Origin of the sequence: Pseudosulfitobacter pseudonitzschiae (genome assembly GCF_900129395.1) — a bacterium.
Lineage (GTDB): Bacteria > Pseudomonadota > Alphaproteobacteria > Rhodobacterales > Rhodobacteraceae > Pseudosulfitobacter > Pseudosulfitobacter pseudonitzschiae.
Map to the genome: position 1 here is coordinate 177,687 of NZ_FQVP01000002.1, position 13,083 is coordinate 190,769.

General features: G+C 61.3%; 14 protein-coding genes. 8 read left to right on the top strand and 6 right to left on the bottom strand.

The window, feature by feature from the left end; all coding sequences use genetic code 11:
* Window positions 1–198 precede the first annotated feature (198 nt).
* The 6 genes from BUC08_RS05245 to BUC08_RS05270 all read left to right on the top strand — a co-directional run bounded on the left by BUC08_RS05245 (window position 199) and on the right by BUC08_RS05270 (window position 5,717).
* On the top strand, window positions 199–519 hold the full coding sequence (locus BUC08_RS05245) for a hypothetical protein (protein WP_037926650.1): 321 nt from the start codon (window positions 199–201) through the stop codon (window positions 517–519).
* Between the two features lie 80 nt (window positions 520–599).
* Window positions 600–2,060 (top strand): dihydropyrimidinase, encoded by a 1,461-nt coding sequence (gene hydA, locus BUC08_RS05250; RefSeq protein WP_037926648.1) that lies wholly within the window; start codon window positions 600–602, stop codon window positions 2,058–2,060.
* A gap of 3 nt (window positions 2,061–2,063) precedes the next feature.
* The gene (locus BUC08_RS05255) at window positions 2,064–2,885 is read left to right on the top strand and encodes an ABC transporter ATP-binding protein (RefSeq protein ID WP_234973743.1); all 822 of its coding nucleotides are present in this window, start codon (window positions 2,064–2,066) and stop codon (window positions 2,883–2,885) included.
* 24 nt (window positions 2,886–2,909) lie between these two features.
* Window positions 2,910–3,773, top strand: a complete 864-nt coding sequence (locus BUC08_RS05260) for an ABC transporter permease (RefSeq protein ID WP_037926644.1) — start codon at window positions 2,910–2,912, stop codon at window positions 3,771–3,773.
* A gap of 74 nt (window positions 3,774–3,847) precedes the next feature.
* The gene (locus BUC08_RS05265) at window positions 3,848–4,696 is read left to right on the top strand and encodes an ABC transporter permease (protein WP_037927026.1); all 849 of its coding nucleotides are present in this window, start codon (window positions 3,848–3,850) and stop codon (window positions 4,694–4,696) included.
* A gap of 40 nt (window positions 4,697–4,736) precedes the next feature.
* Window positions 4,737–5,717 carry an ABC transporter substrate-binding protein gene (locus BUC08_RS05270; protein ID WP_037926643.1) on the top strand — a complete coding sequence of 327 codons (981 nt, stop codon included), beginning with the start codon at window positions 4,737–4,739 and terminating at the stop codon, window positions 5,715–5,717.
* A gap of 161 nt (window positions 5,718–5,878) precedes the next feature.
* Here BUC08_RS05270 and BUC08_RS05275 read toward each other — a convergent pair whose 3' ends face one another.
* The 5 genes from BUC08_RS05275 to BUC08_RS05295 form a co-directional block, all read right to left on the bottom strand.
* Window positions 5,879–6,724 (bottom strand): acyl-homoserine-lactone synthase, encoded by an 846-nt coding sequence (locus tag BUC08_RS05275; protein ID WP_037926640.1) that lies wholly within the window; start codon window positions 6,722–6,724, stop codon window positions 5,879–5,881.
* 84 nt (window positions 6,725–6,808) lie between these two features.
* Window positions 6,809–7,510: an autoinducer binding domain-containing protein gene (locus BUC08_RS05280; RefSeq protein WP_037926637.1), complete on the bottom strand. Its 702-nt coding sequence runs from the start codon at window positions 7,508–7,510 to the stop codon at window positions 6,809–6,811.
* Between the two features lie 228 nt (window positions 7,511–7,738).
* On the bottom strand, window positions 7,739–8,299 hold the full coding sequence (locus tag BUC08_RS05285; RefSeq protein WP_037927022.1) for a L,D-transpeptidase: 561 nt from the start codon (window positions 8,297–8,299) through the stop codon (window positions 7,739–7,741).
* A gap of 130 nt (window positions 8,300–8,429) precedes the next feature.
* On the bottom strand, window positions 8,430–10,085 hold the full coding sequence (gene ettA / locus BUC08_RS05290; RefSeq protein ID WP_037926634.1) for an energy-dependent translational throttle protein EttA: 1,656 nt from the start codon (window positions 10,083–10,085) through the stop codon (window positions 8,430–8,432).
* 90 nt (window positions 10,086–10,175) lie between these two features.
* Entirely contained in the window at window positions 10,176–10,991 is an 816-nt protein-coding gene (locus BUC08_RS05295) for a hypothetical protein (protein WP_037926631.1), read from the bottom strand.
* Window positions 10,992–11,084: 93 nt separating this feature from the next.
* Between BUC08_RS05295 and BUC08_RS05300 the strand changes: the two genes are divergently transcribed.
* Both BUC08_RS05300 and BUC08_RS05305 read left to right on the top strand, forming a co-directional pair.
* Window positions 11,085–11,555: an MOSC domain-containing protein gene (locus tag BUC08_RS05300; RefSeq protein ID WP_037926628.1), complete on the top strand. Its 471-nt coding sequence runs from the start codon at window positions 11,085–11,087 to the stop codon at window positions 11,553–11,555.
* 27 nt (window positions 11,556–11,582) lie between these two features.
* Entirely contained in the window at window positions 11,583–12,188 is a 606-nt protein-coding gene (locus tag BUC08_RS05305) for a nicotinate-nucleotide adenylyltransferase (RefSeq protein WP_037926625.1), read from the top strand.
* Here BUC08_RS05305 and BUC08_RS05310 read toward each other — a convergent pair.
* Window positions 12,177–13,004: a DMT family transporter gene (locus BUC08_RS05310; RefSeq protein ID WP_037926622.1), complete on the bottom strand. Its 828-nt coding sequence runs from the start codon at window positions 13,002–13,004 to the stop codon at window positions 12,177–12,179. The genes BUC08_RS05305 and BUC08_RS05310 overlap by 12 nt on opposite strands.
* Window positions 13,005–13,083: the final 79 nt, after the last annotated feature.

The window sequence follows — 13,083 nt, forward strand, 5'->3', positions numbered from 1 at the left end:
CCTATGCGGTGCGGGACCAAAAGCATGATACAGAACAATTTGATTGCTATCTGCAAGATCGACCTTCGAATGAGAAAAAGTATGCTCATTCGTTCGACGACATTAGGGATGCCGCTAGATTCTTATTAGATCATCCTGGTTCCGGTATAAGAATGAAGCCAGGCTCTGCGATTGTAAGCGAAAATTTGGTGATCGCACTTGATCGACCCTGACCTGAGCATTGCGGACCGGATCGGGCTGCTGATTCGGGCCGAGGTGGCAGAAGCGCCGGTGCAGACGGCCAAGGACCGCGCCTACCTGGCGGCCTTTCGCGCGGCGCTGGTACGGCCCTTTGCGACCACGGTGAACTTTTCCGGCGGGCTGACGCAAACCTGCTGGACCGTGACGCGCACCGATGGAGATTACCGCGTGATCTACATGCCGCGTGCAGGGTATTTCGCGCTGTGTGTGGAGAGCGATTTCGGGCCGCTGGACATTGGCGTGCATGGGCCGGCGATGGGGTGCTTTGCCAGCGTGTGACGCGGGGCGCTGCCCCGGACCCCGGGATATTCAAGGCCAAAAGAAACAGGCCAGACAAACGAGACGACAGGAGATACGAGATGAGCAAGGTGATCAAGGGCGGCATGGTCTGCACGGCGGACCGGACATGGAAAGCGGATGTTCTGATCGAGGGCGAAAAGATCGTGCGCATTGGCGAGGATCTGGTGGGCGACGAATACATTGATGCGGAAGGGGCCTATGTGATCCCCGGCGGGATCGACCCGCACACGCATCTGGAAATGCCGTTCATGGGCACCACCGCCGCCGAGACATTCGAGACCGGCACATGGGCCGCCGCCGTGGGCGGGACCACGATGATCGTGGATTTCTGCCTGCCGGGCGAAGATGGCAGCATCAAGAACGCGATCAACGAATGGCACCGCAAGAGCGCGCCGCAGATCTGTTCGGACATCGGCTATCACATGGCGATCACCGGCTGGAACGAGAATGTATTCAACGAGATGAAAGACGCCGTGGATATGGGCGTGAACTCGTTCAAGCATTTCATGGCCTACAAGGGCGCGTTGATGATCGAGGACGACGAGATGTTCGCGTCGTTCAAACGCTGTGCCGAGCTGGGTGCGCTGCCGATGGTCCATGCCGAGAATGGCGATCTGGTGGCGGAGTTGCAGCAGAAATATTTCGATCAGGGGATCACCGGCCCCGAGGGTCACGCCTATTCCCGTCCGCCCGAGCTGGAGGGCGAGGCCGCAAATCGGGCGATCACCATTGCCGACACGGCAGGCGTGCCGCTGTACATCGTGCACGTGTCCTGCGAGCAGACCCACGAGGCAATCCGCCGTGCGCGGCAAAAGGGGATGCGGGTTTACGGCGAGCCGTTGATCCAGTTCCTGACGCTGGACGAGGGCGAGTATTTCAACAAGGACTGGGATCACGCTGCGCGCCGCGTGATGTCGCCGCCGTTTCGCAACAAGCAGCATCAGGACAGCCTGTGGGCTGGCTTGCAGGCCGGATCGTTGCAGGTGGTGGCCACCGACCACGCCGCGTTCTCGACCGAGCAGAAGCGCGCGGGGCGCAATGATTTCCGCATCATCCCCAACGGGTCGAACGGGCTGGAGGAACGTCTGGCGGTGCTGTGGACCGAAGGGGTTGAAACGGGCCGCCTGACGCCGAACGAATTTGTCGCCGCGACCTCGACCAATGTGGCGAAGATCCTGAACATCTACCCGCAGAAGGGTGCGATTGTTGAGGGTGCGGATGCCGACATTGTGGTGTGGGACCCGAAGATCACCAAGACGATCAGCCCTGCCAACCACCATTCCATTCTGGATTACAACGTGTTCGAAGGCTTCGAGGTGACGGCCCAAAGCCGCTATACCCTGAGCCGGGGCGAGGTGATCTGGGCCTGGGGGCAGAACAGTCAGCCGCAGCCCGGACGGGGCAAGTTCGTCCCGCGCCCTGCCTTTGCCGCGCCCAACGTGGCGCTGTCGAAATGGAAAGAGCTGACCAGCCCGAAGATGATCAAGCGCGATCCGATGAACATTCCGGCGGGGATCTAATTTGTGGAAGTGAATAACCTGAAAGACGCGGGCACTCCTGCTGCAAATGGCGGGGCCGTTATCTCGGCCAAGGATCTCGACCTGACGTTTCAGACAAACGACGGCCCCGTGCAAGCGCTGAAATCCGTGTCGCTGGACATCGAAAAGGGTGATTTCGTCAGCTTTATCGGCCCCTCGGGCTGCGGCAAGACGACGTTCCTGCGCTGTATGGCCGATCTTGAGCAGCCCACGGGCGGCAGCATCACCGTCAACGGGGTGAGTGCAGCCGAAGCGCGGGCGGCGCGGGCCTATGGCTATGTGTTTCAGGCGGCGGGCCTGTATCCGTGGCGCACCATCGGGGGCAACATCAGCCTGCCGCTGGAGATCATGGGCTATTCCAAATCCGACCAGCGTGACCGTGTGGCGCGGGTGCTGGAGCTGGTGGAGCTGGCCGGGTTCGAGAAGAAGTTCCCCTGGCAACTGTCGGGCGGGATGCAGCAGCGGGCGTCGATTGCCCGTGCGCTGGCCTTTGACGCGGATATTCTGCTGATGGACGAACCCTTTGGCGCGCTGGACGAGATTGTGCGCGACCACCTGAACGAGCAGTTGTTGAAGCTGTGGGCGCGGACGGAAAAGACGATTGCCTTTGTTACCCATTCGATCCCCGAGGCGGTGTATCTGAGCACCAAGATCGTGGTGATGAGCCCGCGGCCGGGGCGGATCACCGATGTAATCGACAGCCCGCTGCCCAAGGAGCGCCCCTTGGACATCCGCGAGACGCCGGAGTTTCTGGAAGTTGCGCATCGGGTGCGCGAAGGTTTGCGGGCGGGGCATAACGATGTTTAAGGCTGTGACAGCGGGGCTGAGCCTATGACGCGTTCGATCCCCGTCCTCACGGTCGTCGCCGCCATTCTGGCGCTGTGGTATGTGGCTGCCGTTCCGATGAACGCGCAATGGGCCTATGACCGCGCCGCGCGGGCCGACGTGGAACTGACGTTCAGCGATCTGGTCGCCGATACCTGGAGCCAGGAAAAACCCAGGCTGCCCGCACCGCATCAGGTGGCGGTCGAGGTCTGGCAGACCACGGTCGATAAGAAGATCACCTCGAAACGCTCGTTGATCTATCATTCGTGGATCACGCTGAGTGCCACGCTGGTGGGTTTTGCGCTGGGCACGACGCTGGGCATTCTGCTGGCGGTGGGCATTGTTTATAACCGTGTGATGGACATGAGCGTGATGCCCTGGGTTATCGCGTCACAGACCATACCGATTCTGGCGCTGGCGCCGATGATCATCGTGGTGCTGAACGCGGTGGGTGTGTCTGGCCTGCTGCCCAAGGCGGTGATCAGCATGTACCTGTCGTTTTTCCCCGTCGCCGTCGGCATGGTCAAAGGGCTGCGCAGCCCCGAGGTAATGCAGCTGGACCAGATGCACACATGGCACGCCAGCGCGTCACAGACGTTCTGGAAGCTGCGCCTGCCTGCGTCGATGCCCTATCTGTTCACCTCGCTGAAGGTGGCGATGGCGGCATCCTTGGTGGGGGCCATCGTGGGCGAACTGCCGACGGGCGCGATAGCCGGACTGGGCGCGCGTTTGCTGGCGGGCAGCTATTACGGCCAGACCATCCAGATCTGGAGCGCGCTGATCATGGCGGCGGCACTGGCGGCGGTCATTGTGTCGCTGATCGGGCTGATCCAGCGCATCGTGCTGAAACGCATGGGGATGGCGACATGAGCGCGGTTGTTCAGAAACGCCCCGCGTGGCTGGGCTGGGCGCTGCTGGCGTTGGTCTTTGTGCTGGCGGCTGTGGTGGACTGGCGGCTGGTGCCGGTTCTGGCGATCTGGGTCGCAGGCTGGATGCTGAACGCGCTGATTGCGCGGCACGGCGCATGGCGCTGGGGCGGCTATGTCATCCCGATCCTCTTTGGCGTCACGCTGCTGGCGATGTGGGAAACCGGCGAGCGGTTGTTCGAAATCTCGGACGTGCTGCTGCCGGCGCCATCCGAGATTGCCGCGCGGTTCTGGCTGTCGCGGGACATCCTGTGGGTGGATTTTGTGCAAACGGTGATCAAGGGCGCGCTGTCCGGTTTCGTCATGGGTTGCGGGGCGGCGTTCCTGTTGGCGGTGGTCATCGACCGGTTTCCGTTCCTGCAAAAGGGGCTGCTGCCGGTGGGCAACTTTGTCGCTGCATTGCCCATTGTGGGCATGGCGCCCATTCTGGTGATGTGGTTCGGGTTCGACTGGCAGTCCAAGGCCGCCGTGGTCGTGGTCATGGTGTTCTTTCCGATGCTGGTGAACACCGTGCAGGGGCTGCAATCGACCGATAATATGCAGCGTGACCTGATGCGCACCTATGCGGCGTCCTATTGGCAGACCTTGCTGAAACTGCGCCTGCCTGCGGCGATGCCGTTCATTTTCAACGGGCTCAAGATCGCCTCGACGCTGGCGCTGATCGGGGCGATTGTGGCCGAATTCTTCGGCTCGCCCATTCACGGCATGGGCTTTCGCATCTCGACATCGGTGGGGCAACTGGCGCTGGATCTGGTCTGGGCCGAAATCGTTGTGGCGGCCATCGTCGGTTCTGCCTTTTATGGCGGCATCGCTCTGCTGGAACGGCTCGTGACATTCTGGCACCCTTCACAGAGGGGCCGGACATGAGAATAATAAACCAAGAAGAAGACCAACAAGGAGTATCAAAATGAAAACGTTTACTTACGCGGTCACAACCGCTGCACTGGGCCTGATGGGCACCGGTGCGATGGCGGCGGACGATGTGACGCTGCAACTGAAATGGGTCACGCAGGCCCAGTTCGCAGGCTACTACGTGGCGCTGGACAAAGGGTTCTACGAAGAAGAAGACCTGAACGTGACGATCAAGCCGGGCGGCCCGGACATCGCCCCGGTGCAGGTTCTGCTGGGGGGTGGTGCCGACGTGATGGTCGACTGGCTGCCGTCCGCGCTGGCCGCACGGGAAAAGGGCGCGCCGATCGTGAACATCGCGCAGCCTTTTGCCAAATCGGGCCTGATGCTGACCTGTTTGAAAGAGCACGGGATCACCTCGCCCGCCGACTTCCCCGGTCACACGCTGGGCACATGGTTCTTTGGCAACGAGATCCCGTTGCTGAGCTGGATGGGCAAGCTGGGCTATTCCACCGATGGCTCTGACGGTGGGGTGACCATCCAGAAGATCAACTTTAACGTCGATCCGCTGCTGCAAAAGCAGGTCGAATGCGCCACCACCATGACCTACAACGAATACTGGCAGGTCATTGATGCGGGCCTGACACCCGAGGATCTGGTGGTTTTCAAATACGAGGACGAGGGCATTTCGACGCTTGAGGATGGTCTTTACACCACCGAAGAGAAACTGGCCGATCCCGAGATGAAGGATAAGCTGGTCCGTTTCGTGCGCGCGTCGATGAAGGGGTGGAAATACGCTGAAGAGAACCCCGATGAGGCCGCCGAGATCGTTCTGGAGAACGACCAGACCGGTGCCCAGACCGAAAAGCACCAGAAGCGGATGATGGGCGAGATTGCCAAGCTGACCGAGGGCAGCAACGGCGCGCTGGACGAGGCGGCTTTTGACCGCAGTGCCGCGATCACCATGGAAGGCGGCATGATCACCAAGGCGCCCGAAGGTGCATGGACGCACGAGATCACTGACGAAGCGCTGAAATAAACCGCTTTGCGGGATGGATCATAAAAGGGCCAGCGCGATGCGCTGGCCCTTTTTCCGTCTGGTGGAACGAGCGGGAAAGTACCGCGCAACCCGTAGGGGACGGGTCGTGCAGGGCTATGAGGGCCTCATCAAATCGAGGGGGAAATGGGCCCTCTCATCCGTCATCCGTGAGTGCCAGACGAATTTCGTGCGTCGATCATGTTCGCGTCTTCCAGCATCCGCGCCAGATCCTTGGCCGCATCCAGATCCTCGAGGGTGGCGGCATCGGCGATCTGGTCGTCGCAGTATTCCTGCAAAAGCTGCCGCATCCGGGCGTCGTCGGTAACCTTTGCGATATTGGGCGCGGCGACGGTCGGCCTGTGGTCGTCGGACAGCTCATAGGCGCGCTGGTCGGATACGAACATGTCGCCCTCGATCCCGGCAAAGGCCCTGATCTTGGCGATGCGCTCGTCCGAACAATCCAGCAGGGCGGCCATGGCCGATACCTTGCCCATCGGCTTGGTCGATCCGACATAGCCATAGGGGGCGCAGTCCGACCGTTTCAGCACACGGTTCATCACCGGATCAATCACGGTCACGATGTCAGAAATGCCTGAATTCTTGGCATATTCAAGTGATGCTGCCATCAGCTCGCAAGTCGCATAGCTCACCGAATTGCGCGAATTGCCGCGATCCAGAATGTCGGTATCGACACAGAACCGCGTCGATTCCCACAAGGTGGCGCTGCGCAATGGCGGTTCGCCGTCCAGAATGTCGTGGAACACGTCGGACAGCATGTGCGGCCCCGTTGTTTGCAACGCGCGCACACAGGACACCACGTGTCCCTCGTCGTTCAGGCCAATAACATAGGCCGGGTCAAGGGCGTCGAACTGGTCGATTTCCTTGCCGTTTACAATATCTACCTCCCACCCCAGTCGCTGTCCGAAAACACGTGCGCGCAAGGCGAACATTTCGTCGAGAAGGCGGCTGTAGCGCTGCCGGTTAAGGCCGTCGATTACAATGATCATGTTATTCTCCGCTACTAGATCGCTGAGAATACCATCAAGGTTTTGGGAAATAGCGGCTATACGGGAAATCCCGTAGGACGCAGGTTACTCGGGGTGAATGAGACCCAGGCCAATTGCGCGGCCCACGGCTTGGGGCGTGGTCAGCGCACCCAGTTTCGAGCGGCCTGACCGCAAATGCACTTCGACCGTGCGGTTCGAGATCGACAGGATGTCTGCCACGTCCTGCTGGCTTTTGCCCGCTGCAATCCATTGCAGGATTTCAACTTCGCGTGCGGACAGGCTGGGATGGTGCAGTTTTCGGGTCAGGGCGTGAGAGTGTATGACGTTGTCATGCAGGTGAACGGCCGCTGTTTGCAGCTCGCCGAGGATCTTGGCCTTGAGCAGGTCCCACTCTCGGTCGGAACAGTTGCGGGTGACGCTGAACAGGCCGACATCGCCATAAGGTCCGCGCACCGGCACGGTCAGCCCCTGTTCCGAGATGCCGTGATCGCGGGCGGCGCGGAAAATATCCCTGAACGTGCGTTCGCCGCGCAGGCGTTGCCAGTCGACGGGGGCAATGCTGCGGCTGGCAAGAAGCAGGGCGGGATCGCGGTACTGAAAACCTTCCTTGACGTAGCGGGTCTGCCATTCGTCTGGATAGTTTACGAACCCGTGCACCGTCTGGGCAATCGGGTCCATGCCGGCGTAGGCCGCAAAATCCAGTTCATGTGTCTCACAAACTGAATCCAGAAAGGATCTCAGGTTGTTCCCTGGAAACGGCAGGTTGCTGAGATCGATGACGGACAAATAGCACCCCTTTTGGGACAGCACTGAGTATATTTTACGCAAGAGTTCACGTACAAGTTTCCTTCCGCGCGCACGATAACGCAACTGGAATTATTAATATTGGCGGATCGGCTGAGAAAGTCCGGTCCAAGCCTCTGGCTGGAAACTTTGGTTTGCGCGTCGTGCCACGGTGCAACGTCGTGTCGTTCGGGGGGCTGCCAGAGGATGCCCGGCAGCGCCGTCAGCCGTTTACAGGACGGTCACGACCGTACCGATGGGCACACGTCCATAAAGGTCGATCACGTGTTCGTTCAGCATCCGGATGCAGCCGTTGCTGACCGATTTGCCGATGCTGTCCGGTTCGGTTGTGCCGTGGATGCGGAAATAGGTATCTTTGCCGTTCTGGAACAAATACAGCGCCCGCGCGCCCAGCGGGTTCGAGGGGCCGCCGGGTTGGACATAGTCGTTGTCCTTGAACTTGCCATAGGTTGTCGGGCTGCGCTCGATCATCTCGTCGGTGGGGCGCCAGGTGGGCCATTCCTTTTTGACGTCGATGGTGGCGGTGCCGGTAAACTCAAGGCCTGCGCGTCCTACGCCGACGCCATAGCGGATGGCGGTGCGCGGTTCGGTCACCCAGTACAGGTAATAGCTGCGCGGCAGGATCAGAAGCTGACCAGGCAGGAATTCTTTCTTGATGTTGACGATCTGAGGGGTCGGATCGAACACGACCTGCTGGGCCACAGCCGGTGCCGCAAGTTGGGCCGCAACGGGGGCGGCAAGGGCAGAGGCAATGAAGGTACGGCGGTGCATGGCAGGCTCCTGAAATTTCACATAGAGAATTGTACCACTTTTGTCGGTTTTGGTACGGATTTCAAGAGGTCGCAAGGCGGCCGCGCCTTGAGTGATGTCGGGGTGCACCACGATGCACCCCGACATTGGCTTAACGCATGAACTTCTTGTGCTTCAGACGCTTGGGTTCCAGCGCGTCGGCACCCAAGCGGCGTTTCTTGTCTTCTTCGTAGTCTTCGAAGTTGCCCTCGAACCATTCCACGTGCGCTTCGCCCTCAAAGGCCAGGATGTGCGTACAGATCCGGTCAAGGAAGAAACGGTCGTGCGAGATGACCACGGCGCAGCCGCCGAAATCCACCAGCGCGTCTTCGAGCGCGCGCAGGGTTTCCACGTCCAGGTCGTTGGTCGGTTCGTCGAGCAGGAGGACGTTGCCGCCCTCTTTCAGCAGGCGCGCCATGTGGACGCGGTTGCGTTCACCGCCCGACAGAAGGCCGACCTTTTTCTGTTGGTCGCCGCCCTTGAAGTTGAACGACGAGCAATAGGCGCGGCTGTTCACTTCGGCGTTGCCCAGCGAAATCAGTTCGGCCCCGCCCGAGATCGCCTGCCAGACGTTGTCGTCGGCATTCAGGTCGTCGCGGGACTGGTCAACATAGGACAGTTGGACCGTGTCGCCGAATTCAATCGTGCCCTCGTCGGGTTTTTCCTGACCTGTCAGCATCTTGAACAGCGTGGATTTACCCGCGCCGTTGGGACCGATCACGCCGACGATGCCGCCCGGGGGCAGGGAAAAGTCCAGCCCGTCGATCAGCTGCTTGTCACCCATGTGTTTTTTCAGACCGCTGACGTCGATCACCTTGTTGCCCAGACGGGGGCCGTTGGGGATGACGATCTGGGCATAGGCCAGTTTTTCGCGCTCGGTTGTTTCCAGCAGGTCGTTGTAGGAATTGATCCGTGCCTTGGATTTGGCCTGACGCGCCTTGGCGCCCTGCCGCATCCATTGCAATTCGCGCTCCAGCGTCTTTTGCTTGGATTTGTCTTCGCGCGATTCCTGCTCAAGCCGTTTGGCTTTCTGTTCCAGCCATGCGGAATAGTTGCCCTCGTAGGGAATGCCGCGGCCACGGTCCAGTTCCAGAATCCAGCTGGTGATGTCGTCCAAGAAATACCGGTCGTGGGTGACGATCAGGATCGTGCCCTTGTAGTTGACCAGGTGCTGTTGCAGCCAGGCGATGGTTTCCGCGTCCAGGTGGTTGGTCGGTTCGTCCAGCAGCAGCATGTCGGGCGCTTCGAGCAGCAGTTTGCACAGGGCCACGCGGCGGGCTTCACCGCCCGACAGGTCCTGAATGCGTGCGTCGTCGGGGGGGCAGCGCAGTGCCTCCATCGATACGTCGATCTGGCTGTCGAGGTCCCACAGGTTCTCGGCGTCGATCTGGTCCTGGAGCGCGGCCATCTCGTCGGCGGTTTCGTCCGAGTAGTTCATCGCCAGTTCGTTGTAGCGGTCCAGTTTCGCCTTTTTGCCGGCGACGCCCAGCATGACGTTTTCACGCACGCTGAGGTTTTCGTCCAGCTTGGGTTCCTGTGGCAGGTAACCCACGCGCGCGCCCTCGGCGGCCCAGGCTTCGCCGGTGAAATCCTTGTCCATGCCTGCCATGATCTTCAGCAGGGTGGATTTACCCGCGCCGTTGACCCCGACAACGCCGATCTTGACGCCCGGAAGAAAGTTCAGGTGGATGTTCTCGAATGTCTTCTTGCCGCCCGGATAGGTCTTGGAGACCCCGGACATGTGGTAAACGTACTGATAGGCCGCCATGGGACCCTCCTTGCCGATGCGTGGAATTGTCTGGTGTCTTAGGCTGCGGCGCGCGACTTGGCAAACAGGTTTGATGTATGGGTGCGCAATCTAGTTGGTCTGCGGGGCCAGCCAGATTTCCAGCAGGTTGGGCTGAGCGATCAGCCCCGCCTGTGAAAAGTCGTTCACCAGGATTTCAGCGCCGTCCAGCCGCGCGGACAGATCGCGGGCCAGCCAGCGTGCGTTTTCCGCGTAGTCGGCGCTGTAGTATCTGATCTGGGTTCTGGAGGGGCCGCGCGTCACCTCTTCGCCGCCCTGACTGCCGCCCGCGATATCCCAGCCGTTGTCGGCAAGGTCGCGGGCAATCTCGCGCGATGTGGTGCGGGTGATGGGCGGGGTGAATTGCAAATGGATCACCGGCGGGGCGGGGGCGGGACCAGCGACGATGACGGGCGCGTCCGTGATCGGCGTGCCGCTGATCTCGCTGGTGTTCCCTGCGGGTTGGGCAGGCAGGTCGGGTGCGTCCGAGGACACGGCAAAGCTGTTGCCTTGCTGGCCGTTCTCGAAACGTGCCTCGCAGATCCGTGGCGGTTCTTCCAGGATGGTGCGCCAGCAGGGCGGCGACGGGGTGCGCCCGGTGATTTGGATCACGCTGTCGAAGGCGCAGAACAGGATCACCCCGAAGACCACGACAAACATCCACCCCAGCACTGTTTTCATCAGCGGGTTGGAGACGACAAAGGTCAGTATTGCCGCGATCACTCCAAAGCCGAGGATGTAGAGCGCCAGCGTGATCACGTTCTGCCCGCCGCCCATCCAGCTGACCGCGATGGCCGCCGCTGCGAGCACGCCAAGGCCGGTCATGATCAGGATTGTGCCGCCGCGATTGAGCTTGAGAAGGGATTGCAGGAATTCTATCGGGGTCACGGAAAAGTCCTTGGGTCAAATATGTTGCCGGAAGGTAAAGCACTTTATACGGGAGGCGTTAGTGGTTTTTACACATGACGGCAGGGTGCTGAAATGCAGGTGATGGCCGATTTGCTGGCGCGTCATGCGCAGATGGGGCGTGTTGACTGGATCGGTCTGCGACCCGCGCGGCGGGCAGAGGTGCAGGCCGTGCCACAGGTGCAGGTCGGGTTGTCTGGGTTGGACGGCGACCGCGCACGGGCAGGCAAGCGGGCGGTGACGCTGATACAGGCCGAGCATCTGCCGGTGATCGCGGGGGTGCTGGGCGTGGATGTGGTGACGCCGGATGCCTTGCGGCGCAACCTGTTGATTTCAGGCATCAATCTGGGTGCACTCAAGGGGCGCGAAATTGCCGTGGGCGCGGCAGTGCTGCGGCTGACGGTGATCTGTGCGCCGTGCAGCCGGATGGAGGAAACCTTTGGGTTCGGGGGATATAATGCGGTGCGTGGGCATGGCGGTTGGTGTGCCGAAGTGGTCACGCCCGGTCTGGTGACGCGCGGGGACGTTGTAGGTGTGGTTGATTGACCCCGCACAGTCGGGCAACAAGCGATGATGAACAGCGCACGCCCCTTTGTCAGGCCCGGCCAGACCATTGGCCTGTTGGGCGGATCCTTTGATCCGGCCCACGCGGGGCATGTGCATATCACCCGTGAGGCGCTGAAGCGGTTTGATCTGGACTGTGTCTGGTGGCTGGTCAGCCCGGGCAATCCGCTCAAGTCACACGGGCCTGCGCCGCTGGAGAAGCGCATGGCGCAGGCGCGGCGGGTCATGCAGCACCCGCGTGTCACGGTGACCGACATCGAGGCGCGGCTGGGGACGCGATATACGGCGCAGACGCTGAAGGCGTTGAAGGCGCAGTATCGGGGGGTGCGGTTTGTCTGGCTGATGGGAGCGGACAACCTGGCGCAGTTTCATCTCTGGCAGGACTGGCAATGGATCATGGCCAATGTGCCGGTCGGTGTGCTGGCCCGTCCGGGTGACCGGATTTCGGCGCGGATGAGCCCGGCGGCGCGGTTGTTTGCGCCTTACCGGATTGCCGGGCGGCATTCGCATCTTTTAGGCTGGTCCGATCCGCCTGCGTGGTGCTTTGTCAACGTGCCGATGGTGGCGCAATCGTCCAGTGCGATCCGTGCGGCGGGAGGCTGGTCAGCCACGTAGGCGGGCCGAGGCCAGACCCGCGCCCACGATCAGCGCCAGACCAAGCCACGTCAGCGCATCGGGCAGGGCCCCGAAGATGGCCCATCCCAGGGCGACCGCTGCGATGAGCTGGAAATAGACGAGCGGGGCCAGTTGCGTGGCGGGCGCGATCCGGTTGGCATAGAGCAACAACAGGTTGCCCAGCAGGGAGCCTGCCGCGCTGAGCACGGTCAGCCCCGCCACGGCGGTTGTTGCAGGCGGCAGGTTGGCCAGCCCGAAAGGCAATAGGGCAAGGGCGGCGATCCCGAACTGGGTAAAGGCCAGCGCGACCGGCGATCCGGCGCCCGCCAGCCAGCGTGTCGCAGTCAGGAACAGTCCGTAAAAGCTGCCTGCGGCCACGGCCCACAGCAACCCCGCACCGCCGCCAAAGCCGGGGCGGACCACGACCAGAACCCCCGCAAATCCGCAGGCGATCAACACCGCGCGCAGTCCTGTTATCGGCTCGCGCAGGACCAGCGCGCCCAGGGTGAAGCTGATCAGCGGGCCGATGAAGAATGCTGCGAACACATTCGCTATGTCCTCTGTGCGCAGGGCCATCTGGATGCAGGTGATGCCCATCGCCAGAATCAATCCCCGCAGCCAGATCCGCCAGTTGCGCAGCAGCGCAAAGGTGCCGTGTGGCACAAAGGGTGCAATCATCGCGGTGGCCAGAAAAAACCGGGAGGATGCGACCCACAAGGGGGATACGCCATGGGCCGAGGTCAGCAGTTTGCCAGCGCTGTCTCCCAATGGGATCAACGACATGGCGACAAACATGATCAGGGCGGCGCGTTCCATCCGCGGGCTGCTAGCACGCAGGGCGCGCATATGGAATGCACCACGTTTCTGTGACCGAAAACGAACTAATTGCGGCTTG

What these genes read in the sequence shown, in the direction of transcription:
- hydA (WP_037926648.1), top strand. Translation starts at nt 600, where the DNA reads ATGAGCAAGGTGATCAAGGGCGGCATGGTCTGCACGGCGGACCGGACA.
- BUC08_RS05260 (WP_037926644.1), top strand. Translation starts at nt 2,910, where the DNA reads ATGACGCGTTCGATCCCCGTCCTCACGGTCGTCGCCGCCATTCTGGCG.
- BUC08_RS05270 (WP_037926643.1), top strand. Translation starts at nt 4,737, where the DNA reads ATGAAAACGTTTACTTACGCGGTCACAACCGCTGCACTGGGCCTGATG.
- BUC08_RS05275 (WP_037926640.1), bottom strand. Translation starts at nt 6,724, where the DNA reads ATGATCATTGTAATCGACGGCCTTAACCGGCAGCGCTACAGCCGCCTT.
- BUC08_RS05285 (WP_037927022.1), bottom strand. Translation starts at nt 8,299, where the DNA reads ATGCACCGCCGTACCTTCATTGCCTCTGCCCTTGCCGCCCCCGTTGCG.
- ettA (WP_037926634.1), bottom strand. Translation starts at nt 10,085, where the DNA reads ATGGCGGCCTATCAGTACGTTTACCACATGTCCGGGGTCTCCAAGACC.
- BUC08_RS05300 (WP_037926628.1), top strand. Translation starts at nt 11,085, where the DNA reads ATGCAGGTGATGGCCGATTTGCTGGCGCGTCATGCGCAGATGGGGCGT.
- BUC08_RS05305 (WP_037926625.1), top strand. Translation starts at nt 11,583, where the DNA reads ATGAACAGCGCACGCCCCTTTGTCAGGCCCGGCCAGACCATTGGCCTG.
- BUC08_RS05310 (WP_037926622.1), bottom strand. Translation starts at nt 13,004, where the DNA reads ATGGAACGCGCCGCCCTGATCATGTTTGTCGCCATGTCGTTGATCCCA.